This is a genomic window from Candidatus Pelagibacter communis (genome assembly GCF_001180105.1).
In the GTDB taxonomy this organism is placed as follows: Bacteria; Pseudomonadota; Alphaproteobacteria; order Pelagibacterales; family Pelagibacteraceae; genus Pelagibacter; species Pelagibacter ubique_K.
In genome coordinates, this window is the sequence record NZ_CVSO01000002.1 from 96,628 (window position 1) to 123,531 (window position 26,904).

Genomic DNA, 26,904 nt, shown 5'->3' on the forward strand with positions numbered 1-26,904 from the left:
TTTAAAATGTTTTTAAAAAAAAATTTTTTGAAACCCTCATCTTATATAGTTTTTACTATATTTGTAATATTTTTTATTTGTTTTATTCACACTAATACTTTTGGCAAAATTTTCAAAATTAAAGACATTGAAATTGAAGAACCTTTTAATTCTAATTTTAATAAGGAAAAAGTTATCAACAAAGCATTTGATGAAGCCTTTGATATTCTTTTAAATAGTTTAATAACTTCTGATGATAAAAATAAAATTAAAAATACGCGATTAAAAGATATTAAATATCTCATCGATTCTTTCACTATTACAAATGAACAGTTCCTAAATAAAAACTATCAAGCAAATTTCGAGGTAAATTTTGACAAGCCTAAAATTTTAAATTTTTTTGAAAAGAAAAATATATTTCCATCAATGTATAAAAAAAAAGAATTTCTGACCTTACTTATTCTTATAGATAATGACGAAGACAATGCTCTATTATTTGATAGAAATCCCTTCTATACAAAATGGAATGATGATACAAAAAATTTTTCCCAAATAAATTATGTTTTGCATGAAGAAGACATTCTTGATCTTAAGTTTATTAACGAAAACAAAGATACAATTGAAAATTTTAAATTTGATCAAATTGTAAAAAAATATGATACAGAGGATTATATAGTCGCAATATATTTTAAGAACAAGAATAATTTAAGACTGCTTTCAAAAATGTTTTATGATGGCAAAGTAAAGATTTCAAATCAAAGTTATAAAAAAGTCGATATTTCGGATGCTTCACAACTATTAAATATTATTGAAAAAACTAAGACTTTTTTTGAAGATATTTGGAAACAGAATAACCAAATTAATACCTCAATCAAACTTCCAATTAATATTTCTGTTAATTCAAAAAAAGTTAAACAAATTCAATTAATTGAAAATTATTTAGCACAGCTTGATTTAGTTTCAAACTTTTATGTAACAAGTTTTAATAACAATAATACAATTTATAAAATAATTTTTAACGGTAATCCAAATCAATTTTTAACCTTAATGAAAGAGAAAGATATCGACATTGATACAAATCAAGAAATATGGAAAGTAAGATAAGAGACCTAAGGCAAGAAATATTTAAGTTTGAGCAATTATCAAATTTTGATAAAAATGATTTTTTTGTAAGTGAATGTAATTATTTTGCATTTAATTTAATTAAAAGCTGGCCTAATTGGGAAAAAAAAATATTAAATATTTATGGTGAGCGGAAATCAGGTAAGTCTCATTTAACAGAAATTTTTTTAGAAAATAAAAAAGGTATCAAATTTAAATTTAATGAGTTGAATGAGAAAATATTCGATAAAATTAAAGGATATCAAAACATTGTAATTGAAGATTTTAATGAAAGCTACAAAGAGGAAACAATTTATTCTTTAATTGATATGGTTGAAAAAGAGAACAAATATTTATTAATAACATCTGCGAAAGCTGTAAATGAGATGAAGACAAGACTTAAAGATTTAAATTCAAGGTTTAAAAATGTTCTTACAGCTAAAATCGGCAAACCAGACGATGAACTAATATATGCACTTATTGTTAAAAATTTTTCGGATAGCCAAATAATTTTAGATAAAAAACTAATAAATTTTATTAGTAAAAGAATAGCTAGATCTTACGATAAAATATCGGAATTTATATGTACAATTGACGAAATTAGTTTAAAAAAAAAAAAACCTATTAATTTAAAAATAATTAAAGAAATTTTAGGAGTATCAAATTGAATAAATTTAGAACACATAATTGCGGTGAGCTCACAAAAAAATTTACTAAAAAAGATGTAATATTATCTGGCTGGATAAATAAAAAAAGGGATCATGGAAATCTTCTTTTCGTTGATCTTAGAGATCATTATGGGATAACACAATGTGTAATTGATAAAGAAAATAAATTTTTTAAAGAATTGGAAAAGCTTCAGCTTGAAACAGTTATAAAAATAAATGGAAAAGTTATAGAAAGGACCAAAGAGACAATAAATAAAGATCTTTTGACAGGGGAGATTGAAGTTAACATTGAAAAATTCGAAATTATCGGAAAAACAAAAGAGTTGCCTCTACCTGTCTTTAGTGATCAGGAATACTCTGAAGAAATAAGACTTAAGAATAGATTTCTTGATTTAAGAAGAAAAAAAATTCATAATAATATTATCTTAAGATCAAAAGTAATTTCCTTTATTAGAAAAGAAATGGAGAAGATGGATTTTTTAGAGTTTCAAACTCCAATATTAACTTCATCAAGTCCTGAAGGAGCAAGAGACTTTCTTGTTCCAAGTAGATTAAATCCTGGAAAATTTTACGCTTTACCACAAGCACCACAACAATTTAAACAACTAATAATGATTTCAGGATTTGATAAATATTTTCAAATTGCTCCTTGCTTTAGAGACGAAGATGCAAGAGCAGATAGAAGTCCTGGTGAATTTTATCAATTAGACATAGAGATGTCATTTGTTGAACAAGAAGATGTTTTTTCAGTAATTGAAAATCTGTTTTTAAAATTGTTTAAGAAATTTTCGGATAAAAGACTAGCGAGTGAAAAGTTTCCTAGAATAAGATATTCAGAAGCAATTGAAAAATATGGAACAGATAAACCCGATCTTAGGAATCCGCTGATTATCTCGAATATTACAGAAATTTTTAGCAGAGAAGATGTTAAATTTGATATTTTTAAAAGAGAAGTTTCAAAAGGTAAAGTTGTTAAAGCAATCATTACAAAAAACACGAAAGATAAACCAAGAAGTTTTTTTGATAATATTGATAATTGGGCCAAGAAAGAAGGTTCAGGCGGCTTAGCATATTTCACCTTTATTGAAGAAAATAATAAAATTGTAGGCAAAGGTCCTGTTGGAAAGTTTTTTTCCACAGAAGCGTGTGAAAAAATTTTGAAATTAACTAATTCTAAAATCGGTGACAGTATTTTTATGTCATGTGGACAAAAAAAAGATGTTGAAAAAATTCTTTCTTTAGCAAGAAATAAGATCGCTGAGGATTTGAGTCTAATAGCTAACGATATATTTTCTTTTTGTTGGATCATTGATTATCCTATGTATGAAATAGATGAAAAGACCAAAAAAATTAAATTTAGTCATAATCCCTTTTCAATGCCCCAAGGAGACATTAAAAATATTGATTTCTCTAAACCGTTAGAAATGAAAGCATATCAATATGATATTGTTTGCAATGGAATAGAATTATCTTCTGGCGCTATTAGAAATCATATTCCAGAATTGATGTATAAACTTTTTGAAATAGCTGGGTACAAAAAAAAAGATGTAGATAGCAAGTTTAGTGGAATGATAAATGCATTAAGTTATGGCGCACCTCCTCACGGTGGAATAGCTCCAGGAATTGACAGAATAGTGATGTTGCTTGCAAACGAGGTGAATATAAGAGAAGTAACAATGTTTCCAATGAATCAAAATGCTCAAGATTTAATGATGATGGCGCCTTCAGAAGTCAGCACAGAACAATTAAAAGAACTTCAGCTTTCGATTACAAAAAAAAAGTAATTACTTTTTACCCTTAAGATTTATCCTAATATCAGATAAGTCAATAAGTTTTCTTTTATAATCATTTCTTACGAAACCTTTGCTGGTAATATCTTTAACTATTTTAATTAATTCATTATTCTCATCACTCATTACACCTGCATTTTTTTCTTCCATTTTGTCTGATCTTCCAATTGAAGGTGTGTGAGCAAGATCTTCTCTATTTAAATATGAAATAGCAAGTTCCCTAAAAATATAATCTAAAATAGATGAGGCAGAAAGAATTCTATCATTTCCATAAACTTTTCCCGATGGTTCAAATTTTGTATCTACATAAGCGCTAACAAATTCATCTAATGGAACTCCGTATTGCAATCCCAAAGATATAGCTATGGCAAAATTATTCATTAAAGCTTTAACCAGCTCACCTTCTTTACTTGTATCTATAAAAATTTCACCAATCTTCCCATCTTCATACTCACCAGTATGCAAGTAAACCTTATGATCTCCTATGGTAGCTTTTTGAATATAACCTTTTCTTCTGTCGGGCATACCAAATCTTTTATTAACTGATTCATTCAGATTTTTAACAAAATTATTATTCATATTTTTATTATCATCAATTTTATTTACTTTCTTAATTTGCTTTTCTTTATCACTGAGATTATCTACAGTTTTAAGATTCTTATCCAAATTCTTGGTTTTTCGATTATCAATTTTCATATCTAATATTTCAAATTTTCCATCTTCTTTTTTTTCAAGATTTTCTAATTCTTTTTCGTCTATTTTATCTAGATAATGACTGACTTTAAAAGTGCAGGTATAAAAGGTTTCAACGAGGTATTTTGCCATAATAGTTTCCTTATTTATTTTGAGTCTTAGAGATTCTATTGTATATACAAAATTAATTTTTAGTCTAATTTATTTTTTACAATTTAAAATTGAAAAAAAACTAATTTTTTATGTTGACTCTATTTAAACAGATTTTCACATGGTGGAATCATCAAACTCTAGGCACTAGGCTTCACACTTTTTTCAAAGGAAAATTTGTTGGTAAAGATGAAAATGGCAACAAATATTATGAGAGTAAAAATGGAAGAAGATGGGTTATTTATAATGGGGAAGTGGACTCAACAAAAATACCAAATGATTGGTTTTCTTGGATTCATTTTACAAAAAATAAAATAGAAAAAGTTCAGGATCAAAAAAAATTTTCTTGGCAAAAGTCTCATAAACCTAATCTTACCGGAACAGATAAAGCTTATCATCCTAAAAAAAGTAACAATGAAAATAAAAAATATAAATCTTGGAAAGAGTAAAATAGCAAAAATCACTATTCTATTGTTTTTTTTTATGATGCGCACTATTCAAGCTGACGACCTTGATTACTTTGGAAAAAAAATTGATATTAGAATTTTAGATAAGCTTAGTTCTAAAAACAAATTATTAAAATTAAATATTGGTGAAAATTTTTTATACAAGAATTTAGAAATTAAAGTTTTGAAATGTAAAAACTCTAAATTTGATGATAATCCAGAAATAACTACATATCTTCAAGTAAAGGATAGCAAAATTTCTAACAATGATGAGGTTTTTGTTTTTAATGGATGGACTTTTTCATCTAGTCCATCAATTCAAGTTTTTGATCATCCAGTCTATGATTTGTGGATTTTGAGGTGTTATTAAACAATTTTTTCGTTGTCCAACCAAGTTACATTAAATTTTGATTCGATAAATTTTTCGTGATTTAAAAGTTTTTTGTGTAACTTTATTGTTGTTGTAATTCCTTCTATAACAAATTCATCTAAAGATCTTAATGTTCGCTGTATTGCCTCTGTTCTGTTCCTACCATGGCAAATTAGTTTACAGACCATGCTATCATAATAAGGTGTTACCTTAAAACCTTGATAAATTGAACTATCTACTCTCGTTCTAAACCCAGATGGTTGATGGCACATTCCAATTAATCCTGGTGATGGCTGAAAATTTCTACTTGGGTCTTCTGCGTTTATTCTACACTCAATAGCATGACCTCTTGGGCTAATGTCGGACTGTTTTAAGGCAGTGTTTCCTGTATATGCAATCCATATTTGTTCTTTAATAATATCTATGCCAGTGACCATCTCAGTAACAGGATGTTCAACTTGAACCCTTGTGTTCATTTCTAAAAAATAAAATTTTCCATCTTCGTAAATAAACTCTACTGTTCCAGCTCCTTCATAACCAATTTTAGATACCATATTAACTGTCCTATCGAAGAGATCTTTGCGAATTTCATCATTTAAAACAGGACTTGGAGTTTCTTCAATTAATTTTTGATGTCGTCTTTGAACAGAACAGTCTCTTTCATGCAAGTGGACTGTATGATTTTTTCCCGAAAGCACCTGAACTTCAATATGACGTGGATTTTGAAAAAATTTTTCAATATACACTTCATCATTTGCGAAAAACTTCTTGGCCTCTGATTTAGCAGTTAAAAATAAATTATCAAATTCTTTTTCTGATCTCACAATCTTCATTCCTTTACCACCACCTCCACCAGCAGCTTTTATAAGGATAGGAAAACCAATTTCTTTGGCTAACTTCTTACCACTTTCTAAATCTGAGATACCACCTTCAGAACCTTCGATAACAGGTAAACCATATTTTTTTGCAATCTTTTTTGCCTCAATTTTATCACCCATCATTTTGATAAGTTTCGAAGAAGGTCCAATAAATTTAATGTTATTTTCTTCAAGCATACTAGCAAAATTAAAATTTTCCGATAAAAATCCATAACCTGGATGAACTGCTTCAGAGTTAGTTATTTCTATTGCAGATAATATTGCTGGAATATTTAAATAACTATTTGCAGGTTGATGTGAACCAACACAAACACTTTCATCAGCTAGTTTGACATGCATACTTTCTTTATCAACGTCTGAATGTATTGCAACTGTTTGAATTCCCCACTCTTTACATGCTCTGATAATCCTTACAGCTATCTCACCTCTATTAGCTATTAAAATTTTTTTGAACATTTTTTAATCGATTACAACAAGAGTCTGTCCATATTCAACAGGTTGACCATCTTCAACATTCACGCTCTTAACAACACCATCTTTAGGAGAAGGGACATGATTCATTGTTTTCATAGCTTCAACTATCATGACAGTATCGCCCTTTTTAATTTTTTTTCCAGTTTCAACAAATTTTTTTGCCCCAGGTTCAGGCGCCAGATAAGCGGTTCCAATAATCGGAGATTTTATCTCAGTTCCAGTAATAGTCTCTATTTTTTTGTTGTTTTTTTCTATTGTTATTTCTGGCGATATATTTTGACTTACTTTACTTTGTCTAGACACTTTTATTTTTGTATCTTTTTCAGAATATTCAAGCTCAGTAAGTTTAAATTCCTCTAAGTTATCGACTAGCTCTTTAATTAATTTTTTATTTATTTTCATTTTTCAAGAGTTTATGCATTGCTATTATGGCTAAAATATATCCTTCGCTTCCAAGACCAAAAATTCCGCCATTTACAACATCACTTATCAGTGATTTTTGTCTAAATTCCTCTCTTTTATAAATATTTGATATGTGAACTTCTATTTTCTTTTTTTTGTATATTTCCAATGCATCTCTAATAGCTACAGAAGTATGAGTGAATGCTGCGGCATTTATTATAATCCCATCGAATTTTTCATTTGCTGATTGTATTATAGAAACAATCTCACCTTCTACATTTGATTGGATAAAATCAATTTTTATATTAAGATCTCTACACTTTTCCTCACACTTTTTTTTTAGTTCTTCATAAGTTATGGAACCATATTGTGATTGTTCTCTTTGACCTAATAGATTAAGATTTGGACCGTTTAGAAAAAGTATATTTAAACTCATAAGTTATACATAATGAAAAAAAACAAAAAAATCAAAATTATTTTGAATGGAAAACCAAGATCTTTGCAAAAGGTAATATCAGTTTATGAATTAATGAGGTCTTTAAAATTATCAACAGAAAAAGTCGCCATTGAATTGAATAAGGAAATAATTAACAAAAGAACAATAAAAAATTTATATTTAAAAAATAAAGATAAAATTGAAATAGTACATTTTATTGGAGGAGGGTAGTGAGGGATTTTTTTAAAATTGCAAATAAAAAATTTAATTCCAGGTTAATTGTAGGAACTGGAAAATATAAAAATTTTTCAGAATGTGCAAAAGCAATAAAATATTCTGGTGCAGAAATAGTTACAGTAGCAGTAAGGAGAGTAAATATAGTTAATAAAAAAAAACCTTTATTGATGGATTATATCGATCCAAAAAAAATAACTTACCTTCCAAACACAGCTGGATGTTTTACTTCAGAAGATGCACTTAGAACTTTACGACTAGCAAGAGAAATAGGTGGATGGAAATTGGTTAAACTTGAAGTTTTAGGTGATAAAAAAAATTTATTTCCAGACATGATTGAAACATTAAGATCAACAGAAATTTTGTCAAAAGAGGGATTTAAGGTTATGGTGTACTGTAGTGATGATCCATTAATGGCCAAACGTTTAGAAGACTCAGGCGCAGTTGCTATTATGCCGTTAGCAGCTCCTATTGGATCTGGTTTAGGAATTCAGAACTATACAAATATTAGAATAATAAGAAATCAAACTAAATTACCTGTGATAATTGATGCAGGCATCGGCCAAGCTTCAGATGCCGTTATTGCCATGGAATTAGGCTGTGATGGAGTTTTAATAAATACTGCAATTGCAAAAGCAAAAAAACCATTTGAAATGGCAGAAGCTATGAAGTTTGCAGTTATTGCAGGAAGAAAGTCGTTTATTTCTGGAAGAATTTCAAAAACATTACATGGATCTCCTTCAACAACTAATAAAGGTATTATCTAGGTCTTTTACTTTTATTTTTTCTATAAAATTTTTTCTTTTTAAAATTTTTTGATTTAAATTTTGGCTTACCTTTAAGGTCTTTTTCAATTTTTTTTTCAAATGTAATTTTTTTGAGTTCAACTATATTTTCAAGTTTTTCTAGAACCTTTTTGCTTTTATTTAAAAATTCAATTTTATACTCTGGAACTAAAAGTGACAAGTCTCCCAAAAAATTAATCTTAATTTTATTTTTCTTCTCAATATAAAGTATATCCTCTTTAAAATTCTCATTGAGAAAATTTTTAATTTTTTCAGGCACTATGATTTGAACTAATTTTGATTTATTTTTAATAGCGTTAATTTCAACAGTTTTAATAACTTTTTGAGCGAATGACTCATTAGTTAAAGATATATTCCATTGTACACTACTTTCTCTTAATCTTTGACGTGACATTTCAAGAAGTCCAAAGCTACTAATTCTTCCGATTTGAATTCTTGCTCTATCTTTTCTGCACCTTTCCTTTAATCGTCGTTCAACTTGTCTTCGATTGCCAAAGCTCATCATATCTATAAAGTCAATTATAATGAGTCCAGAAAGATCTCTTATTTTTATTTGTCTTGCAATTTCCTCTGCTGCCTCAAGGTTGGTGTCAAGGGCTGTACTTTCTACATTTTTTTGTCTAATTGATCTTCCTGAGTTAATGTCTATTGAAACTAAAGCCTCTGTAGGATTGATGACCAAATATCCTCCAGAAGATAATTTTACTTGAGTGTCATAAATGTCATTTAACTTATTCTCAATATTTTCCTTGATGAATAATGGGATTTTATCCCTATATTTTTTAATTTTTTTAACATGACTAGGCATTAAAATTTTCATAAAATTTTTTGCTTTTTGATATCCTTCATTACCATCTACAATTATATTTTGAGTTTCGTCATCGTATATATCTCTTAGAGTTCTCTTAATAATGTCGCTTTCTTGGTGTATTAGTTTTGGAGCAATGGAATTCATAGCATTTTCTTTAATTGTTTCCCATGACTTTATTAAACTTTGAAGATCATAATTAATTTCATTTTTACTTTTGTTTGATCCTGCGGTTCTAACGATCAATCCCATTTCTTTTGGAATGATTATTTCGTTTAGAATTGATCTTATTTTTTTTCTTTCACTTGAATTAAAAATTTTTCTAGAAATGCCGCCGCCCTTTGGCGTGTTTGGCATTAAAACTATATATTTACCTGCGATAGATATAAAAGTTGAAAGCGCTGCACCCTTTAAACCTCTTTCGTCTTTCAACACTTGAACTAATATAACTTGATTTGGTTTTATAACTTCTTGAATTTTATATCTTTTGGAAGGAGCTCTACTCTGTTTAACATTCCCATCATTTTGGTTTTCTGTTTCTGGTTTTTTTTCAACAGCATCGTGATCACTTTTTTCATTGTCAACTTCTTCTTTTTCACTTTGCTTAGCCAATTCCTCTCTAACTTGTTTTTCCTCTTCTTTTATTTTTTCTAAATCACTTGAGGGTATTTGGTAATAATCTGATTGAATATCATTAAAAGATAAAAATCCATGTCTTTCTCTTCCAAAATCAATGAAAGCGGCTTGAAGAGACGGTTCTATTCTACTTACTTTTCCTAAATAAATATTGTTTTTAATGAGAGTATTTTTTATACCTTCATATTCATAGTCTTCGATGTTTCCATTTTCTTTAAGAACGACTCTAGTTTCATCTGGATGCGAAGCATCAATATATAAATTTTTTTCCATGTTTTTATTGTTAAATTTCTCATATTATTTTAAATTCTGATGCCTTAACTTTAACAAATTCATGAATTAAATGGAACAAAAATGAATAAACTAATCAAAAAAACTTTATTAATATTCTCTACTTCAATTTTACTATTTTTAATTGTGCTTATTGCAATATTATGGGGATTTTCAAATGATCTCCCTGATTATAAGTTTCTTAAAAATTATAAAGCACCTGTATCAAGCAAGGTTTATTCAGGAAATGGAGAACTTATCCAAGACTTTTCCTCAGAAAAGAGGATTTTTATTCCTTATAATTCAATACCACCTATAGTGATAAACTCCTTTTTATCAGCAGAAGATAAAAATTTTTTTGATCATCCCGGAGTAGATGCCAAAGGTGTGTTAAGAGCAGTGATTAAAAATGTTTCAAACATTATTAATTCAAGAAGATTAGAGGGCGCATCCACAATTACGCAACAAGTCGCTAAGAATTTTTTGTTGTCAAACGAAGTAAGTTTAAATAGAAAATTAAAAGAGGCAATTTTGGCATTTAGAATTGAGAGAAGTTTAAATAAAGAGAGAATTCTTGAGCTATATTTAAATCAAATTTACCTAGGTCAAGGATCTTATGGAATTGCATCAGCAAGTTTAGAATATTTTGACAAAGCGGTAGATGAATTGAATTACGATGAAGCAGCGTTACTAGCTGCTCTCCCAAAAGCACCAAGCAGATATAATCCTTATAAAAATAAAAAATTATCTGAATTCAGAAGAAACTTAGTTTTAAAGAACCTTTATGAAAATAAATATATAAGTTTTGAAGAATACGAGAAATTAAAAATAAAAAAAATAGTTTTAAAAAAAAGAAAAAAAGTTTTTTTGGAAGACTCAAGATATTATGTTGAAGAAATTAGAAAAAATACAATTAAAAAACTAGGATATGATAAAGTTTATAAAGAGGGTCTAAACATAAAAACACCTTTGAACTTAGAACTTCAAAAGTTGGCTACAAATTCTCTAAGGGAAGGAATAGAAAGTTATGACAGAAGAAAAGGCTGGAGAGGCCCCATAGAAAATGTTGACATTTATAATCCTAATTGGATGAAAAAAATTAAAACAAAAAAACTTGAAAGTACCTTAAATTGGACAATTGCTATGATAGTTGATGTGGATAATCTTAATTTAAAAATTAAAACAACTGAAAATAAATTAGGTTTTATAAACCATTCTGACTTAAAATGGATAAAAAAAGATCTTACTTCAACCTTTAAACCTGGAGACTTAGTTTATACAAAAAAAAAGCAGAATGGTAATGAGTATCTATTAAAACAGTTACCTAAAGCCAATGGAGCTATAGTTGTAATGGATCCATTTAATGGAAGAGTTTTAGCATTAAGCGGCGGCTTCAGTTTTAATCAAAGTGAATTCAATAGAGCAACTCAAGCATTAAGACAACCGGGTTCAGCCTTTAAACCATTTGTTTATGCAATGGCCCTTGAAAATGGATATTCTCCATCAACATTAGTTTTAGACGCACCATTAGTTCTAGAACAAGGTTCTGACTTAAAAATGTGGAAACCTGAAAATTATGGAAAAAAATTTTATGGACCTTCAACTTTAAGAATGGGTCTTGAAAAATCAAGAAATTTGATGACTGTCAGAATAGCTCAAGATTTGGGATTAAAAAAAATTACAAAATTTTCAAAACAATTGGGAATTTATGAAAATCCAAATGAATTACTCTCTATTTCATTAGGGTCTGCAGAAACCACTCTCCTAAAATTAACTAGTGCGTATTGTTCTTTTGTAAATGGTGGAAAACTTGTAAAGCCAAAGATGGTAGACAGAATTCAAGATAGCGAAGGGAACACTATATTTAAAACAGAGGATAGAAAATGTGAAAATTGTGAAAATATTTCTTTGTTAGGAAATGAAATTCCAATTATAAAAGATGAGTCTGAGCAGATTTTTTCTCCACAAACAGCTTATCAGATAACATCAATTCTAGAGGGTGCAACACAAACAGGAACTGCAAAGAAACTAAAAGATCTTAATATGGACATCGCAGGAAAAACTGGAACTACAAACAATAATACAGACACATGGTTTATTGGTTTCACCTCAAATTTAGTAATTGGTGTTTATGTTGGTTTCGATGAACCTAAAACTTTAGGAAAATTTGAAACAGGCTCAAAAACGGCAATGCCTATTTTTAAAAGATTTATTAAATCTGCTGTTAGAAAAGAAAACACCAGACCTTTTAAAGTACCCGAGGACATTACCATGATGGTTGTTGATTCTAAGACTGGCAAAAAAGTGAGTTTCTCATCAAAAAAAACTTTAATAGAGTCTTTTAAAAGTAAAAAAGACACGAATAAGTTTGATATATCTGAAAAATTAAATAATAGATTTAATAACAATAATATACTAAGGTTTTATTAATGAATGATGAATTTTTTCAAAATGTAAACGAAGTAAAAAAGGTCAATCAAAGAATCAAGGAGTATCTTTGAAAAACATGAATTTGAAAAAAAATTAGAAAACTCTAATAAACTTATATCTTCTGAAAACTTTTGGAAAAATAAATCTGAAGCTCAAAAAATTCTAAAAGAAAAAAAATTTCGTGAAACTTTAATCGACTCTTTTAAAGACTCAGTAAATTACCTGAAAGATCTTGAGGAATTCTATAATCTTGCCATAGAAGAAAATAACAAAAGTTTGATCCAGGAAACTGTGGAAAATATTAGAAATCTAAAAATTAAAGTTAAGAAAAATGAAATAAAATGCTTCCTTTCAAAAGAGACTGACAGTAATGATTGTTTCTTAGAAATCCACGCTGGAGCTGGCGGGACCGAGAGTCAAGATTGGGCAGAGATGTTAAGAAGAATGTATATGAAGTGGGCGCAATCAAAAGAATTTAAAAGTCAAATTATAAGTGAGCATAAGGGCGATGAAGCAGGTTTAAAGTCATCAACTATAAAAGTTTCTGGTGATTATGTTTTTGGATGGCTTAAAACAGAGTCTGGTATTCACAGGTTAGTGAGAATATCTCCTTTTGACTCTGGAGCAAGAAGACATACCAGTTTTGCAAGTGTTTGGGTTTATCCAGTAGTAGATGAAAATATAGATATTGAAATCGTAGAAAAGGATTTAAGAATTGATACTTATAGGTCAAGTGGGGCCGGCGGACAACATGTAAATACGACAGATAGCGCAGTAAGAATTACTCATTTACCAACAAAAATAGTTGTTCAATGTCAAAATGAAAGATCTCAACATAAAAATAAAGAAACTTGTTTGCAAATGCTTAAAGCAAGATTATATAATTTTGAACTGGAAAGAAGAGAAAAAGAAAATGAAAACAAACAGGACTCTAAAAAAGATATAGGGTGGGGTCATCAAATAAGATCATATGTTTTGCACCCATATCGATTAGTAAAAGACAATAGGACTAGTCATGAATCAAGTGATCCACAAAAGATATTAGACGGAGATATAGATAGCTTTTTAGAAAACTCACTATTTAAATTAGATGCTTAAAAAACTTTCTCAAATATTAGTTATTATAATTTTCTTAATAATTTCGTTTTGTATTTATCTAAGCATATACGGAATAAATACTGATAAGCTTAATGGAATTATCAATGAGAAAATCTCAGAGAGAGATGGTGATTTCGATATTAAATTAAATAAGATTAAAATTTTTCTAGATATAGGAAGTTTAAAATTAGAGGCTAAAACAAAAAATCCAATCATATTCTATAAAAAAAACAAAATAGAGTTACAAAGTATAAGCACTGCTTTACCTTTGTTATCTATTTTTACTCAAGAAGCAAAAATAGAAAATCTAAAATTTATTACCAAAAAAAATAAGGTAAAAGATTTAATTGAGTTTGGCAGAGGCTTTCAAAATACTCCTCAATTATTAATTTTGAAAAAGATGGTGAAATCTGGAGATATTTCTATAGAAGCTAAGATAAATTTTTCTGAGGACGGCAGCATCTTAAAAGATTATGTAATAGACGGTGATCTTGAAAATGTTAATTTAAGATTACTAAGTAAAGATATTATTGAGAATATTAAATTTGGTTTCATCTTAAAAAATAATGATTACGTCATTTACAATGCCTCATCCTTTTATCAGGATATAAAATTTAAATCAGACGAAATTCGAATAAAAGAAAAAAACAACGCCTTTTTATTTAACGGTAATATTTCCACATCAAAAGATGATCTTAGTCTTAAAATGATATCAAAAATATTCCAACTAGATCTTGAAAGTATTAAAAATGATAAAATTGTATTTTCTTCAAACAATAAGTTTTCTTTTGAGTTAAGTAAAAAGTTTAAATTTTCAAATATGAAAGCAAATTCAAAATTTAATATAGAAAGCTTGGAATACCCAAACTCTAGCCTAAAGGAATTTTTTCCAGGTTACAAAGATGGAGTAAAATTTGAAAATAATGTTGTAAATTTAGATTATCAAAATGGAAATTATAAAATATCAGGAGATAGTAAATTAAATATTAATGAAGATGTAGATAGCCTTAGTTATTTAATTGAGAAGAAAAAAGATAAAATTTCTTTTAAAACAGATTTTGAGGTTAAAAGTAATGCATTAAACCTTGAACTTTTGAACTATACAAAAAAAAAAGATGTTAAAAGCAATCTTATTTTAGAAGGAGTTGTAAATAAGGATAGTTCAGTCTTTTTAAATAAAATAAACTTCGCTGAATCTAAAAATTTAATTAAAATTAAAAATATCAATCTAAATTCAAAAAAAAAATTTAAAAGGATTGATCAAATTGAAATTGATCTTGTAAACAACAATGATCAAATTAGTCAATTGAATATTAAAAGAAAAAAAAGTAATTATTCAATTAATAGCAAAATATTTGATGGAACAAAAATCCTTGATAGAATATTATTTTCAAAGAGTGACGGAAACTTTTTTGATGTCTTTGAAAAATTAAACTCTAAAATTTCAATAAACTTTGACACAATTTATATTACAAATGAGGATTATTTAACTAATTTCAAAGCAGATATGATCGTTAATAATAATCAAATTAAAGATTTAATTCTATCCTCACAATTTGCAACTAAAGAAGATTTAAAACTTTCAATAAAAACAAATTCAAACAATGAAAAGATAACAGACTTGTTTGCAGGTAATGCAAAACCTTTGGTAAAAAAATATGATTTTATAAAAGGTTTTGAGGGTGGATATTTAAAATTTGACTCTATTGAAAAAAATAAAGTCTCTAATTCAAATTTAAGAATTTTTGATTTTAAATTAAAAGAAGTGCCAGCATTAACAAAATTACTTACTCTTGCTTCTTTACAAGGAATTGCTGATCTTTTGACTGGAGAAGGAATAAGGTTCAATGAATTTGAGATGATCTTTAACAATAAAGCTGGTCTCATGACAATTGAGGAAATCTATTCTTTAGGACCATCAATATCAATATTGATGGATGGGTACATTCAAAAAGATGATTTAGTCAGTTTAAGAGGAACTTTAGTTCCTGCAACTACCGTAAATAAAGTTATAGGTTCAATTCCATTAATTGGAGATATACTTGTTGGCAAAAAAGCAGGGGAGGGTGTTTTTGGAGTCAGTTTTAAGATTAAAGGCTATCCAGATGATTTGAAAACAACGGTAAATCCTATTAAAACTTTAACTCCAAGATTTATTACGAGAACGTTAGAGAAAATAAAAAAATCTAGCCAATAATTTTTATTAAAACGTGATTTTTCTTACCATGAGAAAGTTTTAAAACGTCATCTTCAAAGTCAGATACATTAATTGATAAATTTTCATCAGTAACTGTAGAGTTATTTATTTTTAAACCAGAATTTTTTATTGTTCTTCTAATCTCACTTTTTGAACTAAACAAATTAGTTTTAATTGAGAGATCAATTATATTTATACCATTATTAATTTGATCTTTTTTAATTTTTATTACTGGCAACTCATCTCCTGAGCCACCCGCGAATGTTTTTTTTGCTGTCTCTGAAGCTTTTATTGCAGCTGCTTTACCATGCAAAAGAGTAGTAGCCTCATTGGCCAAGAGAGTTTTTAAATCATTGATGTTTTTATCTTTTATACTCTCAATTTTAGAAACATCCTTATCTGTAAACATCTTCAAAAATTTAACAACATCTCTATCATCTGTATTTCTCCAAAATTGCCAGTAATCATAAGATGACAAAAGTTTTTTATCTAACCAAACAGCTCCCTTTTCAGTTTTCCCCATTTTTGCTCCAGAGGCTAAAGTTATTAATGGCGTTGTTAAACCATAAACTTGCTTACTTGAATATCTTTTTACCAACTCTACACCATTCACGATATTACCCCATTGATCAGAACCACCAATTTGCATTAAGCAATTTTTAGTTTTGTTAAGTTCTAAAAAATCGTATGCTTGCAGTATCATATAATTAAATTCCATATAGCTTAGAGATTGCTCTCTCTCCAATCTTAATTTAACACTATCAAAACTTAACATTTTATTAATTGTGAAATGCTTTCCAATTTCTCTTAAAAATTTTATGTAATTTAGTTTTCCAAGCCACTTATAGTTGTTTACATAAATAGGACGGGTTTTAGAATTTTTATTGTCCAAAAATATTGAAAAAACCTTTTTAATATTTTTTATATTTTTTTCGATTTCTTTTTCTGTAAGAATCTTTCTTGTTTCTTCTTTTCCTGAAGGATCACCTATTCTTGTAGTGCCTCCCCCAAGTAATATAATTGGCTGATGACCATGTTTTTGCAATAATCGTAAACACATAATTTGAAGCAAGCTTCCAACGTGTAAGCTTTGAGCAGTACAGTCGAAGCCAATATAAGCCCTTATTTTTTTCTTATCCATTAACTCATTAAGGGAGTCTAAATTAGTACATTGATTAAAATATTCTCTTTCATTAAACTCTTTAAGGAATGAATTTTTCATTTTTTTATAAAATAAGTCAGTTTCAATATACCTATATTAACTTAATTAAAAAATAAATATTATGCTAAAAAATTACTACAGCCTTGGGTTAATGAGCGGCACATCAGGAGACGGTGTAGATGCGTCTTTAATAAATACTGATGGAGAAACTAATTATAATGTAGAAATTAACAAGTATTTTGAATATGAAAATAATTTTAGTCAAAAATTACACTCACTCAAAGATAAAATTAATACTGTTGTAGATCTTGAAACTTATTCTAGAGAGATTAAAGCCTTAGAGAGGGAATTAACTATTTTTCACTCAAAAGTAGTAATTGACATAATTGAAAATACGAAAAGTAAAATTGATTTTGTTGGTTTTCACGGTCAAACAATATTCCACAATCCATCAAAAAAAATTTCTAAACAAATTGGAGATGGTAAACTTCTATCTCAACTAACACAAACAACTGTCGTTTATAATTTTAGACAAAACGACATTCAAAATAATGGAGAAGGAGCACCATTAGCTCCTATTTTTCACAAAGCATTAGTAAAACAAAATAAAATTGAATTACCTGTCTGTATATTGAATATTGGTGGAATTTCTAATGTAACAGTAATCGGAGATTATGAAAAAAATGATTTTACAAGTAGAGATTTGGGTCCAGGAAATTGCTTAATTGATGCATGGGTTAGAAAAAGTAAAAAAGGAAACTTTGATAAAGATGGCGCATATGCAGCAATGGGTAAAACAAATGATTTGATGTTAAATCAAGCCTTAGATAATTTTGATAATCGACCTGATCAGAATAGGCTTTCTTTTGACACCAAAGATTTTGACATAAATTTTTTAAGAGGTGTAAGTTTTGAAGATGGTGCCGCAACCTTAACAGACTTGTCAGGTAGAATAATTGGAGCGGGCTTAGCTTCATTATTAAGTGATACAAGAAATAAATTATTAAAAGTTTTGGTATCTGGAGGTGGAAGAAAAAATAAAACCTTAATTCAAAAAATAAAGTCTAGAACATTAAAAAACTTAGTAATCCAACTTATAGATGATTATGGAGTGGATGGAGATTATGTAGAGTCCCAAGCTTTTGCATATTTAGCAATCAGAAGATACCTGAAGTTGCCAATATCATTTCCCAATACTACAGGATGTAAAAAACCATTAATTGGAGGAGAGATCGTAAAAAATTATTAGTATAAAGCAGATTCTTTTTGTATATATTTATTCAAGGCTTTTTTTAAATTATCTTCTGATTTGGTAAAAAAATGGTTTGCTTCAGGGATTGCCTCAAAATCCACCTTAATACCTTTCTGAGAAGATAATCTTTGATTAAGTTCATTAATATTTGCTATAGGAACAAGTTCATCTTTTTTTCCGTAAATCATTAGACCAGAAGTTGGGCATGGAGATAAAAAGGAGAAATCATAAACATTAGGTTGTGGTGATATGGATATAAATCTATTTATCTCAGGGCGTCTCATCAATAATTGCATACAGATTAAAGATCCAAAGGAGAAACCAGCAACCCAACATTGAGAATTATCAAAGTTTTCTCTTTCTAACCAATCAAGTGCTGCTGCTGCATCTGCTAATTCACCTTGACCGTTATCAAACTCTCCATCACTTTTTCCAACTCCTCTAAAATTTACTCTACAAACAGAAAAACCATTATCCATAAAAGCATGAAAAGTATCTACAACCACTTTGTTATTCATTGTGCCGCCATACTGTGGATGCGGTTGAAGAACTAAAGCTATAGGTGATGTAATTTTTTGACTCTTATAATATTTTGCCTCCAACCTTCCCGCAGGTCCTGGAATAAATATTTCTAAAATTTTATTTTCCATGTTTGTTAATGATTATTATTCTCACTAAAAAACTTTATTTATCATATTGCAGTGTCAATTTGCGAGTCTTTTTCTTTAATGCAATCTTGACTATTTTAGTCGGGTATATATATAAGTCCCATAAATTGCGGATTATGAAGCTTAATACTAAATCACGATATGCTGTAATGGCACTTGCTGACATGGCAAGGTTTGACGGGAAAAACCCAGTTAGTCTAAGAGATATATCTCTTAGACAAAGTATATCTTTACTTTATTTAGAACAAATTTTTTTAAGATTAAAAAAAAATAATATTGTTAAAAGCGTGAGAGGCACAAATGGTGGTTATATTATATCTAAAAATATTAACGATCTGAAAATTTCAGATATTTTTTATGCTTTGGATGAAAAAGTCAAAACAGTTGGATGTAAGAAAGAGTCAAAAAAAGGTTGCAATGGGAAATCTTCAAAATGCCTAACTCACAATTTGTGGGATGAACTTGACTTACATATTAACTCATTTTTTGAGAATAAAAAATTGGGTGATTTAGTAAAGAAAAAAGAAAGTAGAAATTAATGAGAGAAAAAGAACTCGAAAAATTAAAAGATTATAAATACGGATTTTCTACTGATATTGAAAACTTTAAAGCTCCCAAAGGTTTAAACGAAGATGTAATTAAATTTATATCTAATATTAAAAAAGAACCTAAGTGGCTGTTAGATTGGAGATTAAAAGCTTACGATAGAGTTAAAGCTTTAAAAGAGCCAAACTGGCAGAAACCAAAATATCCTAAAATTGATTATCAGGATTTATATTATTACTCTGCGCCCAAAAGTTTTAAAGAAAAACCAAAAAGTTTAGATGAGTTGGATCCAAAACTTATTGAGACTTATAATAAGCTTGGTATTCCACTAAATGAACAGAAAAGATTAAACGGTATAGCTGTTGATGCAGTGTTTGACTCCGTTTCTGTAGCTACGACTTTTAAAGATACATTAACTGAGAAAGGAATTATTTTTTGTTCTATCTCTGAAGCAATTCAGAAACATCCTGATTTAGTAAAAAAATATTTAGGTTCTGTAATACCCATTACAGATCATTACTTTGCAACATTAAACTCGGCAGTTTTCACTGATGGGTCATTTGTTTATATCCCGCCAGGTGTGAGATGCCCGATGGAGCTTTCAACATATTTTAGAATTAATGCTTCTGACACAGGTCAGTTCGAGAGAACTCTTATAATTGCGGACAAAGGAAGTTACGTAAGTTATTTAGAAGGATGTACTGCGCCGATGAGAGATGAAAATCAGTTACACGCAGCAAACGTTGAATTAGTCGCATTAGATGATGCAGAAATAAAATATTCAACTGTTCAAAACTGGTATCCAGGAGATAAAGATGGAAAAGGTGGAATTTATAATTTTGTAACCAAAAGAGGTTTATGCAAAGGTAAAAATTCTAAAATTTCTTGGACACAAGTTGAAACTGGATCAGCTATCACTTGGAAGTATCCAAGCTGTATATTACAAGGCGATAACTCAGTTGGAGAATTTTATTCAATAGCAATTACAAACAATCATCAAAAAGCTGACACAGGAACTAAGATGATTCATTTAGGAAAAAATACAAAAAGTAAGATTATATCAAAAGGTATTAGTGCAGGTTTTTCTGATATGACATATAGAGGATTAGTTGATATCTCAACTAAATCATCAAACTCTAGTAATTATACTCAGTGTGATTCATTGCTTATGGGAAATAAATGTGGCGCACATACAATTCCTTATATAAAAAATAAAAACTCTAATTCTAATATTGCTCATGAAGCGACGACATCAAAAATAAGTGATGAACAATTACATTATTGCCAACAAAGAGGACTAAATTCTGAAGAAGCAGTTAGTTTGATTGTAAATGGTTTTTGTAAAGAAGTTCTTCAGCAATTGCCAATGGAATTTGCAGTAGAAGCTCAAAAACTTGTTGGTATTAGTTTAGAGGGGAGTGTTGGTTAATGTTAAAGATCAATAACCTTAATGCAAAAATTGAGGATAAATCAATTTTAAATGGCTTCTCTCTTGAGATTAAACCTGGAGAAGTTCATGCAATCATGGGTCCAAACGGATCAGGAAAAAGCACGCTGTCTAATATTTTATCTGGAAAAAAAGGGTATGATGTAACTGGAGATGTTTTATTTGAAAATAAAAATCTTTTTGATCTTGAAACAGAGGAAAGAGCGCACAAAGGAATATTTTTAGCTTTTCAATATCCTCTTGAAATTCCAGGAGTTAATACAAACATCTTTCTGAAAACCTCTTTAAACGCTATTAAAAAAGCGCGTGGTGAAAAAGAATTAGACGCATTAGAGTTTCTCAAATTAGTAAAAGAAAAAGCCAAAAATCTTAAATTTGATGAAGATAAACTTAGCAGACAACTTAACGTTGGTTTTTCTGGTGGAGAAAAAAAGAAGAATGAAATTTTACAAATGTCTATTTTAGAACCAAAATTATCAATTTTAGATGAAACAGATTCAGGACTAGATATTGATGCATTAAAAATTGTTGCAGATGGTGTTAATTCATTAAGAAAAAAAGATAATTCTTTTTTAATTATAACCCACTATCAACGATTACTTAATTATATAAAACCTGATTTTGTTCATGTTTTAATGAATGGAAAAGTAGTTAAATCAGGAGGACCAGAGTTAGCGTTAGAGTTAGAAAAGAAAGGTTATGAAAATATAAACTAATGGAAAATTTTAAAACAGACTTTGAGAAAGCATTAAAAAATAACAATTTAACTGAAAAGGAAATTGCTTTCAAAAATCTAAATGCAAAAGAGTTCTCGAGCCATGGTTTCCCAAACAGGAAAGACGAGGATTGGAAATTTTCAGATATCAATCAAATTATAAAAAAAGAAATTGGAGAATTAAATTTTTATAGTGAACAATTAAAAAAAAGTGAGATTGATAAAGATATTTTACTAAATGAAATAGAACATAACAAATTGGTTTTTATAAATGGTCAATTTTTACAAATTGACTTTAATTCTGAGGATAAAGGTAAAATAGAATTTTTAGATAATCAAAATAATATAGATGAACAATTAGCAGATAATTCTTTAATAAATTTGAATAATGCCTTATCAAATAAAAGTTATAAATTATTAGTTAAGAAAAATTACCAAATTAAAAAACCTCTTATTATTTACCACACAACCAATAATGAATTAACATCGCAAAACATAAATTTAAAAATTAACTTTGAGTTGGAGGAAAATAGTTCTTTAAAATTAATTGACCTTGTAAAAGACAAAGGTAATAAAAATTTTATTAATATTTTTTACAATTTTTCTTTAGAAAAAAATTCAATTTTAAAAAACTACAAAATTGATCAGTTTGAAAATGATAATATTAGGTATATGTTTAATAACATTAAGCAATCTTCTAATAGTGTTTCAGAAACATTCTATTTATCTAAAGGATCAACTTTTTCAAAAAATGAAATCTTTTGTGACTTAAAAGGAGAACACTCTTCAGCTTTTGTAAATGGTATATTTTCACTAAATAAAAGTAAACACCACGAGATTAAAGCAAAAATTAATCATTTTGTTGAGAATACTAAAAGCTACCAGTTAGTGAAAAGTGTTTTAGAGGATAAATCAAGATCAGTCTATCAAGGAAAAATATACGTAGACTCGAAAGCACAAAAAACAGATGGCTATCAATTAAGTAAAGCAATATTGGTTGATGAAACAACAGAATTTAATGCAAAGCCCGAATTAGAAATTTACGCGGATGATGTAAAATGTTCACATGGATCTGCTTCTGGGAGTTTAGACGAAAATTCAATATTTTATTTGATGTCTAGGGGCCTAAGTTACATAGAGGCAAGAGAATTATTGATCAATGGTTTTCTTGTGGAAGTAATCAATCAAATAACTGATGAACCAATTAAAAAACTTATTAAAAATTTATATGGATTAAAAAATGAATATTAAAGATATCAAAAAAGAATTTCCAATATTCGATAATAAAGTTCATAATAACGATCTAGTTTATTTAGATAGTGCTAATTCATCCCAAAAGCCTAAAGTCGTTGTAGATAGAATTTATGATTTTTATACTAAAGAATTTTCAAATGTGGGTCGTAGCGTTCATTACTTAGCTGTAGCAGCAACGAATTTATATGAGAATACAAGAGTTTTAGTTCAAAAATATATAAATGCAAAAGATCCAAATGAAATAGTTTTTACTAAAGGCGCAACTGAGGCAATAAATTTAGTAGCAAATACATTTGGTCAAAAATACTTAAAAGAAGGTGATGAAATTTTAATTACAGAATTAGAACACCATTCAAACTACGTTCCTTGGCACTATTTAAGAAAATCAAAAGGTGTTAAGATTAATTTTGCTGACGTAGATGAGAACGGTGATATTAGTATAGAAAGTATTGAAAAGAAAATTACTCCTAAAACAAAAATTTTAGCTATCACTCATCTATCTAATGTTACAGGTGCAATTCTTCCTATTAAAGAAATTATTCAATTGGCGCACTCAAAAAATATTCCAGTTCTTGTTGATGGTTGTCAGGGAGCTCCACATTTAAAATTAGATATGCAAGATCTTGATTGTGATTTTTATGCAATATCTTGTCATAAAATGTATGGACCTACAGGTCTTGGTGTTTTGTACGCTAAAAAGAAATGGTTAGAAGAGTTACCACCTTACCAAGGTGGTGGCGGAATGATTGGAGAAGTCAAAAAAGAAGGAATTACTTTTGGAGATCTTCCTAATAAATATGAAGCAGGTACGATGGCAACTGCACAAGTGATAGCTTTCGGTGAGTCAATTAATTTCATAAACAAACTTGGTATAGAAAAAATTGAAGAACATGAAAGAGAATTGACAAAATACGGTGAAGAAATTTTAAGAAAAAATAATTCTGTAAAACTAATTGGTAGTCCAAAAAACAAGGGATCAGTTTTATCATTTACATTAGATGGAGTTCATCCACATGATATAGCAACTATACTTGATGAAGATGGTGTTGCAATAAGAGCCGGGCACCATTGTTGTCAAATCCTACATGAAAAATTAGGATTAGCAGCTACAGCTAGAGCATCCTTAGGTGTTTACAATACTAAAGATGATCTTGATCAATTAAACAGCTCAATTAACAAATGTATAAAAATATTTAATTCATAATGGACTTAAAAGATTTATATCAAGAAATAATTTTGGATCATGGAAAAAATCCCAGGAATTTAGGAAAGTTTGAAAATTTTAATAAAGACGCTAAAGGTCATAATCCTTTATGTGGAGACAAGGTTCATGTTTATCTTAAAGTTGATGAAAATAAAAAAATCTCAGATATTAAATTTGAAGGTCATGGATGTGCAATATCAATGGCCTCAGCTTCAATAATGACAGAGTTGATGAAAGATAAAGATGAAAAAGAGGTAAATGAATTAATAGAAGACTTCTTAAAAATGATAAAAGATAACCCTGAACTAAAATCAAAAATTATAAGTGATGATGATAAAACTAAGCTTATGTCTTTATCAGGTGTAAAAAAATATCCAATGAGAGTTAAATGTGCTACATTACCATGGCATACATTGATTTCAGCAATGACAAATAAACCTGGAGAAGTAAATACTGAGAAGGCAGATTGAATGGAATTAAAAGATAAAGTAATAGAAGAAATTAAGAAAATTTATGATCCTGAAATTCCAGTCAATATTTATGATTTGGGTTTAATATATGATGTTAAAGTTGATAAAGAAAATATTGTAGAAATTAAAATGACACTAACTACTCCAAATTGTCCAGTTGCTGAAAGTCTACCAAAAGAAGTAGAGGACAGTGTTAAAGGTATTAATGAAGTTAAGGATGCAAAATTAGAATTAGTTTGGGAGCCGCCATGGGATAAATCAATGATGTCAGAGGCTGCTAAATTGGAGTTAAATCTATGAGTCAGATAATTAAACTTAGTGATAAAGCTGCAGATAGAATTAAGTCAATTTTATCAAATGACAAAACATCTTTAGGAGTAAGGATTGGAGTAAAGAGTGGGGGATGTGCTGGGATGTCTTACGTAATGGAATATGCGAAATCTCAAAAACCAAATGATGAATTGATTGAGGAAAAAGGTGTTAAAGTATTTATAGATCCTGGTGCTGTTATGTATTTGTTAGGTACTACAATGGATTTTAAAGAGGAGGAGTTTTCATCCTCTTTTGTATTCAATAACCCTAATGAAACTGAGCGTTGTGGGTGTGGAGAGTCCTTTAAGGTTTAAATCCCATTTTGAGCATATCAGCATTGCAACAAATGCATATCTTTAGTAATATAATGTTAATGAATCTTTTTGAATTTAAAAACTTGCTGAAGTCAGAAGACAAAAAAGAAAAGAGAAAGTCTTTTTTTAGAACTCTGATTAAATCTGTTGAAGCAGGTGCAAACGGGACACAAGATTACGTGGTAAAAAAAGGTCCTAACAAAGATAAGATTGCATCAACTGATCAGTAATTAGCAACTGTAATACATGTCGAACTCTATAGGGTGTGGTGTGTGTTCGAAGTTGTGTATTTCCTCAAATTTTAATGCGATGTAAGCATCAATTTGATCATCAGTGAATACGTTTCCTTGTTTTAAGAAATCTCTATCTTTATCTAAACTTTCCATTGCTTCTCTTAAAGAGCCGCAAACAGTTGGAATTTTTTTAACCTCTGCTTCTGATAATGCATAAAGATCTTTATCGAAAGATTTACCTGGATCAATTTTATTTTTAATTCCATCAAGCCCAGCCATTAACATTGCCGCAAACGTTAAGTATGGGTTCCCAGCAGCATCACCAAATCTTACTTCACATCTTGCTGCTTTTTTACTTAATGTAATTGGTATCCTACATGATGCAGATCTGTTTCTCGCTGAGTAAGCTAATAACACAGGAGCTTCAAAACCAGGAATTAATCTTTTGTAACTGTTAGTAGTTGCATTCGCAAATGCATTGATAGCTTTTGCGTGCTTTAAAATTCCACCAATGTAATTTAACGCTAGGTCTGATAGTCCCGCGTATTTGTCTCCTGAAAATAATGCTTTATCACCTTTCCAAATTGATTGGTGCACGTGCATACCTGAACCATTATCACCTTTGACAGGTTTTGGCATAAAAGTAGCTGTTTTCCCAAATGAGTGAGAAACCATATGAACTGCGTATTTATAAAGTTGTAGATTATCAGCTTGATCTACCAAAGTACCAAAGTACATTCCTAACTCGTGTTGGCTAGGAGCTACTTCATGGTGGTGTTTTTCAACTTTAATACCCATATCTCTCATAGCTTTTAAATATTCACCTCTCATGTCTTGAGCGCTATCAACTGGAGGGACTGGAAAATATCCACCCTTAATTCCAGGTCTATGACCCATATTACCATTTGGATAATCTTTACCTGTATTGTAAGGACCTTCTGTACTATCGATTTTAAAACCTGTTTCATTCATATCATTTTTGTATTTAACATCATCAAATACAAAAAATTCTGCTTCTGGCCCGAAAAACGCTTTATCTCCAATTCCTGATTGTTTTAAATAAGCTTCAGCTTTTTTTGCCGTGCCTCTTGGATCTCTCTCATATGGATCTTTCTTAATTGCATCTAAAATATCGCAAAAAATATTTAAAGTGTTATGTGATGTAAAAGGATCAACAACCAACCTGCTTAAATCAGGTTTCAATATCATATCAGACTCGTTAATTGCCTTCCACCCCGCGATTGAAGATCCGTCAAAAAATATACCTTCGTTTAGCATTTCATCATCTACAATTTTCGCATCCATAGTGACATGTTGAAGTTTACCTCTTGGATCCGTAAATCTTAAATCTACGTACTCGATCTCTTTATCTTTTAGTGTTTTTAAAACGTCTTTAGCGCTCATAAAATTCCTTTAATTTCATGGATTACTATCAAAAAAAATTATAATTTAATCTCGTTT

28 protein-coding genes are annotated in these 26,904 nt (G+C 29.0%); 20 read left to right on the forward strand and 8 right to left on the reverse strand.

Annotation, left to right across the window (positions count from 1 at the left end):
• The first annotated feature begins 6 nt into the window (after positions 1-6).
• From AMN84_RS00520 to aspS, 3 genes are read left to right on the forward strand one after another with little or no spacing between them, the layout of a single operon-like run.
• The gene (locus AMN84_RS00520; RefSeq protein WP_075482411.1) at positions 7-1,083 is read left to right on the forward strand and encodes a hypothetical protein; all 1,077 of its coding nucleotides are present in this window, start codon (positions 7-9) and stop codon (positions 1,081-1,083) included.
• Complete coding sequence (locus tag AMN84_RS00525) at positions 1,068-1,748, forward strand: P-loop NTPase family protein (protein ID WP_075482413.1); 681 nt, start codon at positions 1,068-1,070, stop codon at positions 1,746-1,748. The genes AMN84_RS00520 and AMN84_RS00525 overlap by 16 nt, the downstream gene beginning before the upstream one ends.
• A complete protein-coding gene (gene aspS, locus AMN84_RS00530) occupies positions 1,745-3,532 on the forward strand; it encodes an aspartate--tRNA ligase (RefSeq protein ID WP_075482415.1) in 1,788 nt (595 codons plus the stop codon). The genes AMN84_RS00525 and aspS overlap by 4 nt, the downstream gene beginning before the upstream one ends.
• Here the strand turns inward: aspS and AMN84_RS00535 are convergent, their stop codons facing one another.
• Entirely contained in the window at positions 3,533-4,363 is an 831-nt protein-coding gene (locus AMN84_RS00535; RefSeq protein WP_075482417.1) for a TSCPD domain-containing protein, read from the reverse strand.
• Positions 4,364-4,473: 110 nt separating this feature from the next.
• Here AMN84_RS00535 and AMN84_RS00540 point away from each other — a divergent pair, with 110 nt between their 5' ends.
• Together AMN84_RS00540 and AMN84_RS00545 are read left to right on the forward strand one after the other, a co-directional pair.
• Positions 4,474-4,830: an NADH-ubiquinone oxidoreductase subunit NDUFA12 family protein gene (locus AMN84_RS00540; protein WP_075482419.1), complete on the forward strand. Its 357-nt coding sequence runs from the start codon at positions 4,474-4,476 to the stop codon at positions 4,828-4,830.
• Complete coding sequence (locus tag AMN84_RS00545; RefSeq protein WP_075482421.1) at positions 4,796-5,197, forward strand: DUF2155 domain-containing protein; 402 nt, start codon at positions 4,796-4,798, stop codon at positions 5,195-5,197. The genes AMN84_RS00540 and AMN84_RS00545 overlap by 35 nt, the downstream gene beginning before the upstream one ends.
• Here AMN84_RS00545 and accC read toward each other — a convergent pair.
• From accC to aroQ, 3 genes are read right to left on the reverse strand one after another with little or no spacing between them, the layout of a single operon-like run.
• Positions 5,194-6,531 carry an acetyl-CoA carboxylase biotin carboxylase subunit gene (gene accC / locus AMN84_RS00550; RefSeq protein ID WP_075482423.1) on the reverse strand — a complete coding sequence of 446 codons (1,338 nt, stop codon included), beginning with the start codon at positions 6,529-6,531 and terminating at the stop codon, positions 5,194-5,196. The two genes, AMN84_RS00545 and accC, sit on opposite strands and share 4 nt — an antisense overlap.
• A gap of 3 nt (positions 6,532-6,534) precedes the next feature.
• Positions 6,535-6,951: an acetyl-CoA carboxylase biotin carboxyl carrier protein gene (locus AMN84_RS00555; RefSeq protein ID WP_075482425.1), complete on the reverse strand. Its 417-nt coding sequence runs from the start codon at positions 6,949-6,951 to the stop codon at positions 6,535-6,537.
• A complete protein-coding gene (gene aroQ, locus AMN84_RS00560) occupies positions 6,938-7,387 on the reverse strand; it encodes a type II 3-dehydroquinate dehydratase (protein WP_075482427.1) in 450 nt (149 codons plus the stop codon). The genes AMN84_RS00555 and aroQ overlap by 14 nt, the downstream gene beginning before the upstream one ends.
• Before the next feature lie 12 nt (positions 7,388-7,399).
• Between aroQ and thiS the strand changes: the two genes are divergently transcribed.
• Both thiS and AMN84_RS00570 read left to right on the forward strand, forming a co-directional pair.
• On the forward strand, positions 7,400-7,618 hold the full coding sequence (gene thiS / locus AMN84_RS00565; RefSeq protein ID WP_075482429.1) for a sulfur carrier protein ThiS: 219 nt from the start codon (positions 7,400-7,402) through the stop codon (positions 7,616-7,618).
• Entirely contained in the window at positions 7,618-8,388 is a 771-nt protein-coding gene (locus tag AMN84_RS00570) for a thiazole synthase (protein WP_075482431.1), read from the forward strand. The genes thiS and AMN84_RS00570 overlap by 1 nt, the downstream gene beginning before the upstream one ends.
• Here AMN84_RS00570 and AMN84_RS00575 read toward each other — a convergent pair.
• Positions 8,381-10,144: an Rne/Rng family ribonuclease gene (locus AMN84_RS00575; RefSeq protein ID WP_075482433.1), complete on the reverse strand. Its 1,764-nt coding sequence runs from the start codon at positions 10,142-10,144 to the stop codon at positions 8,381-8,383. The genes AMN84_RS00570 and AMN84_RS00575 overlap by 8 nt on opposite strands.
• 81 nt (positions 10,145-10,225) lie before the next feature.
• Here AMN84_RS00575 and AMN84_RS00580 point away from each other — a divergent pair, with 81 nt between their 5' ends.
• Genes AMN84_RS00580 through AMN84_RS00590 form a run of 3 tightly spaced genes read left to right on the forward strand, consistent with a single transcriptional unit; the run spans position 10,226 to position 15,866 of the window.
• Positions 10,226-12,571, forward strand: a complete 2,346-nt coding sequence (locus AMN84_RS00580; protein WP_075482435.1) for a penicillin-binding protein 1A — start codon at positions 10,226-10,228, stop codon at positions 12,569-12,571.
• A 45-nt stretch (positions 12,572-12,616) separates the two neighbouring features.
• Positions 12,617-13,669, forward strand: coding sequence for a peptide chain release factor 2 (prfB, locus tag AMN84_RS00585; RefSeq protein WP_075482437.1), 1,053 nt, complete (start codon positions 12,617-12,619; stop codon positions 13,667-13,669).
• Entirely contained in the window at positions 13,662-15,866 is a 2,205-nt protein-coding gene (locus AMN84_RS00590) for a hypothetical protein (RefSeq protein WP_075482438.1), read from the forward strand. The genes prfB and AMN84_RS00590 overlap by 8 nt, the downstream gene beginning before the upstream one ends.
• On the opposite strand, the gene tyrS is transcribed toward AMN84_RS00590, so the two are convergent.
• Positions 15,856-17,088: a tyrosine--tRNA ligase gene (gene tyrS / locus AMN84_RS00595; protein WP_075482439.1), complete on the reverse strand. Its 1,233-nt coding sequence runs from the start codon at positions 17,086-17,088 to the stop codon at positions 15,856-15,858. The genes AMN84_RS00590 and tyrS overlap by 11 nt on opposite strands.
• A 61-nt stretch (positions 17,089-17,149) precedes the next feature.
• Between tyrS and AMN84_RS00600 the strand changes: the two genes are divergently transcribed.
• Positions 17,150-18,277 carry an anhydro-N-acetylmuramic acid kinase gene (locus AMN84_RS00600; RefSeq protein WP_075482440.1) on the forward strand — a complete coding sequence of 376 codons (1,128 nt, stop codon included), beginning with the start codon at positions 17,150-17,152 and terminating at the stop codon, positions 18,275-18,277.
• Here the strand turns inward: AMN84_RS00600 and AMN84_RS00605 are convergent.
• Positions 18,274-18,930, reverse strand: a complete 657-nt coding sequence (locus tag AMN84_RS00605) for an alpha/beta hydrolase (RefSeq protein ID WP_075482441.1) — start codon at positions 18,928-18,930, stop codon at positions 18,274-18,276. The genes AMN84_RS00600 and AMN84_RS00605 overlap by 4 nt on opposite strands.
• A gap of 134 nt (positions 18,931-19,064) precedes the next feature.
• On the opposite strand from AMN84_RS00605, the gene AMN84_RS00610 reads away from it, so the two are divergent.
• The 9 genes from AMN84_RS00610 to AMN84_RS04995 are packed head-to-tail and all read left to right on the forward strand — an operon-like array spanning position 19,065 to position 25,440.
• Positions 19,065-19,487: an Rrf2 family transcriptional regulator gene (locus tag AMN84_RS00610; protein WP_075482442.1), complete on the forward strand. Its 423-nt coding sequence runs from the start codon at positions 19,065-19,067 to the stop codon at positions 19,485-19,487.
• On the forward strand, positions 19,487-20,923 hold the full coding sequence (gene sufB, locus AMN84_RS00615) for a Fe-S cluster assembly protein SufB (protein ID WP_075482443.1): 1,437 nt from the start codon (positions 19,487-19,489) through the stop codon (positions 20,921-20,923). Before AMN84_RS00610 ends, sufB begins: the two co-directional genes overlap by 1 nt.
• The gene (gene sufC, locus AMN84_RS00620; RefSeq protein WP_075482444.1) at positions 20,923-21,657 is read left to right on the forward strand and encodes a Fe-S cluster assembly ATPase SufC; all 735 of its coding nucleotides are present in this window, start codon (positions 20,923-20,925) and stop codon (positions 21,655-21,657) included. The genes sufB and sufC overlap by 1 nt, the downstream gene beginning before the upstream one ends.
• Entirely contained in the window at positions 21,657-22,907 is a 1,251-nt protein-coding gene (gene sufD / locus AMN84_RS00625) for a Fe-S cluster assembly protein SufD (protein WP_075482445.1), read from the forward strand. The genes sufC and sufD overlap by 1 nt, the downstream gene beginning before the upstream one ends.
• The gene (locus AMN84_RS00630; protein ID WP_075482447.1) at positions 22,897-24,114 is read left to right on the forward strand and encodes an aminotransferase class V-fold PLP-dependent enzyme; all 1,218 of its coding nucleotides are present in this window, start codon (positions 22,897-22,899) and stop codon (positions 24,112-24,114) included. Before sufD ends, AMN84_RS00630 begins: the two co-directional genes overlap by 11 nt.
• A complete protein-coding gene (gene sufU / locus AMN84_RS00635; RefSeq protein ID WP_075482449.1) occupies positions 24,114-24,584 on the forward strand; it encodes a Fe-S cluster assembly sulfur transfer protein SufU in 471 nt (156 codons plus the stop codon). The genes AMN84_RS00630 and sufU overlap by 1 nt, the downstream gene beginning before the upstream one ends.
• Positions 24,585-24,884, forward strand: a complete 300-nt coding sequence (locus AMN84_RS00640; RefSeq protein WP_075482451.1) for an SUF system Fe-S cluster assembly protein — start codon at positions 24,585-24,587, stop codon at positions 24,882-24,884.
• Entirely contained in the window at positions 24,881-25,210 is a 330-nt protein-coding gene (locus AMN84_RS00645; RefSeq protein ID WP_075482453.1) for a HesB/IscA family protein, read from the forward strand. The genes AMN84_RS00640 and AMN84_RS00645 overlap by 4 nt, the downstream gene beginning before the upstream one ends.
• A 32-nt stretch (positions 25,211-25,242) precedes the next feature.
• The gene (locus tag AMN84_RS04995; protein WP_179850671.1) at positions 25,243-25,440 is read left to right on the forward strand and encodes a hypothetical protein; all 198 of its coding nucleotides are present in this window, start codon (positions 25,243-25,245) and stop codon (positions 25,438-25,440) included.
• On the opposite strand, the gene glnA is transcribed toward AMN84_RS04995, so the two are convergent.
• A complete protein-coding gene (glnA, locus tag AMN84_RS00650) occupies positions 25,441-26,847 on the reverse strand; it encodes a type I glutamate--ammonia ligase (protein ID WP_075482455.1) in 1,407 nt (468 codons plus the stop codon).
• Positions 26,848-26,904 lie beyond the last annotated feature (57 nt).

What these genes read in the sequence shown, in the direction of transcription:
- AMN84_RS00605 (WP_075482441.1), bottom strand. Translation starts at nt 18,930, where the DNA reads ATGGAAAATAAAATTTTAGAAATATTTATTCCAGGACCTGCGGGAAGG.
- AMN84_RS00580 (WP_075482435.1), top strand. Translation starts at nt 10,226, where the DNA reads ATGAATAAACTAATCAAAAAAACTTTATTAATATTCTCTACTTCAATT.
- AMN84_RS00525 (WP_075482413.1), top strand. Translation starts at nt 1,068, where the DNA reads ATGGAAAGTAAGATAAGAGACCTAAGGCAAGAAATATTTAAGTTTGAG.
- AMN84_RS00520 (WP_075482411.1), top strand. Translation starts at nt 7, where the DNA reads ATGTTTTTAAAAAAAAATTTTTTGAAACCCTCATCTTATATAGTTTTT.
- AMN84_RS00640 (WP_075482451.1), top strand. Translation starts at nt 24,585, where the DNA reads ATGGAATTAAAAGATAAAGTAATAGAAGAAATTAAGAAAATTTATGAT.
- AMN84_RS00575 (WP_075482433.1), bottom strand. Translation starts at nt 10,144, where the DNA reads ATGGAAAAAAATTTATATATTGATGCTTCGCATCCAGATGAAACTAGA.
- sufU (WP_075482449.1), top strand. Translation starts at nt 24,114, where the DNA reads ATGGACTTAAAAGATTTATATCAAGAAATAATTTTGGATCATGGAAAA.
- AMN84_RS00545 (WP_075482421.1), top strand. Translation starts at nt 4,796, where the DNA reads ATGAAAATAAAAAATATAAATCTTGGAAAGAGTAAAATAGCAAAAATC.
- AMN84_RS00610 (WP_075482442.1), top strand. Translation starts at nt 19,065, where the DNA reads ATGAAGCTTAATACTAAATCACGATATGCTGTAATGGCACTTGCTGAC.
- AMN84_RS00540 (WP_075482419.1), top strand. Translation starts at nt 4,474, where the DNA reads ATGTTGACTCTATTTAAACAGATTTTCACATGGTGGAATCATCAAACT.
- aroQ (WP_075482427.1), bottom strand. Translation starts at nt 7,387, where the DNA reads ATGAGTTTAAATATACTTTTTCTAAACGGTCCAAATCTTAATCTATTA.
- AMN84_RS00600 (WP_075482440.1), top strand. Translation starts at nt 17,150, where the DNA reads ATGCTAAAAAATTACTACAGCCTTGGGTTAATGAGCGGCACATCAGGA.
- sufD (WP_075482445.1), top strand. Translation starts at nt 21,657, where the DNA reads ATGGAAAATTTTAAAACAGACTTTGAGAAAGCATTAAAAAATAACAAT.
- AMN84_RS04995 (WP_179850671.1), top strand. Translation starts at nt 25,243, where the DNA reads ATGCATATCTTTAGTAATATAATGTTAATGAATCTTTTTGAATTTAAA.
- thiS (WP_075482429.1), top strand. Translation starts at nt 7,400, where the DNA reads ATGAAAAAAAACAAAAAAATCAAAATTATTTTGAATGGAAAACCAAGA.
- AMN84_RS00535 (WP_075482417.1), bottom strand. Translation starts at nt 4,363, where the DNA reads ATGGCAAAATACCTCGTTGAAACCTTTTATACCTGCACTTTTAAAGTC.
- AMN84_RS00590 (WP_075482438.1), top strand. Translation starts at nt 13,662, where the DNA reads ATGCTTAAAAAACTTTCTCAAATATTAGTTATTATAATTTTCTTAATA.
- tyrS (WP_075482439.1), bottom strand. Translation starts at nt 17,088, where the DNA reads ATGAAAAATTCATTCCTTAAAGAGTTTAATGAAAGAGAATATTTTAAT.
- accC (WP_075482423.1), bottom strand. Translation starts at nt 6,531, where the DNA reads ATGTTCAAAAAAATTTTAATAGCTAATAGAGGTGAGATAGCTGTAAGG.
- sufB (WP_075482443.1), top strand. Translation starts at nt 19,487, where the DNA reads ATGAGAGAAAAAGAACTCGAAAAATTAAAAGATTATAAATACGGATTT.
- AMN84_RS00555 (WP_075482425.1), bottom strand. Translation starts at nt 6,951, where the DNA reads ATGAAAATAAATAAAAAATTAATTAAAGAGCTAGTCGATAACTTAGAG.
- glnA (WP_075482455.1), bottom strand. Translation starts at nt 26,847, where the DNA reads ATGAGCGCTAAAGACGTTTTAAAAACACTAAAAGATAAAGAGATCGAG.
- AMN84_RS00645 (WP_075482453.1), top strand. Translation starts at nt 24,881, where the DNA reads ATGAGTCAGATAATTAAACTTAGTGATAAAGCTGCAGATAGAATTAAG.
- AMN84_RS00630 (WP_075482447.1), top strand. Translation starts at nt 22,897, where the DNA reads ATGAATATTAAAGATATCAAAAAAGAATTTCCAATATTCGATAATAAA.
- sufC (WP_075482444.1), top strand. Translation starts at nt 20,923, where the DNA reads ATGTTAAAGATCAATAACCTTAATGCAAAAATTGAGGATAAATCAATT.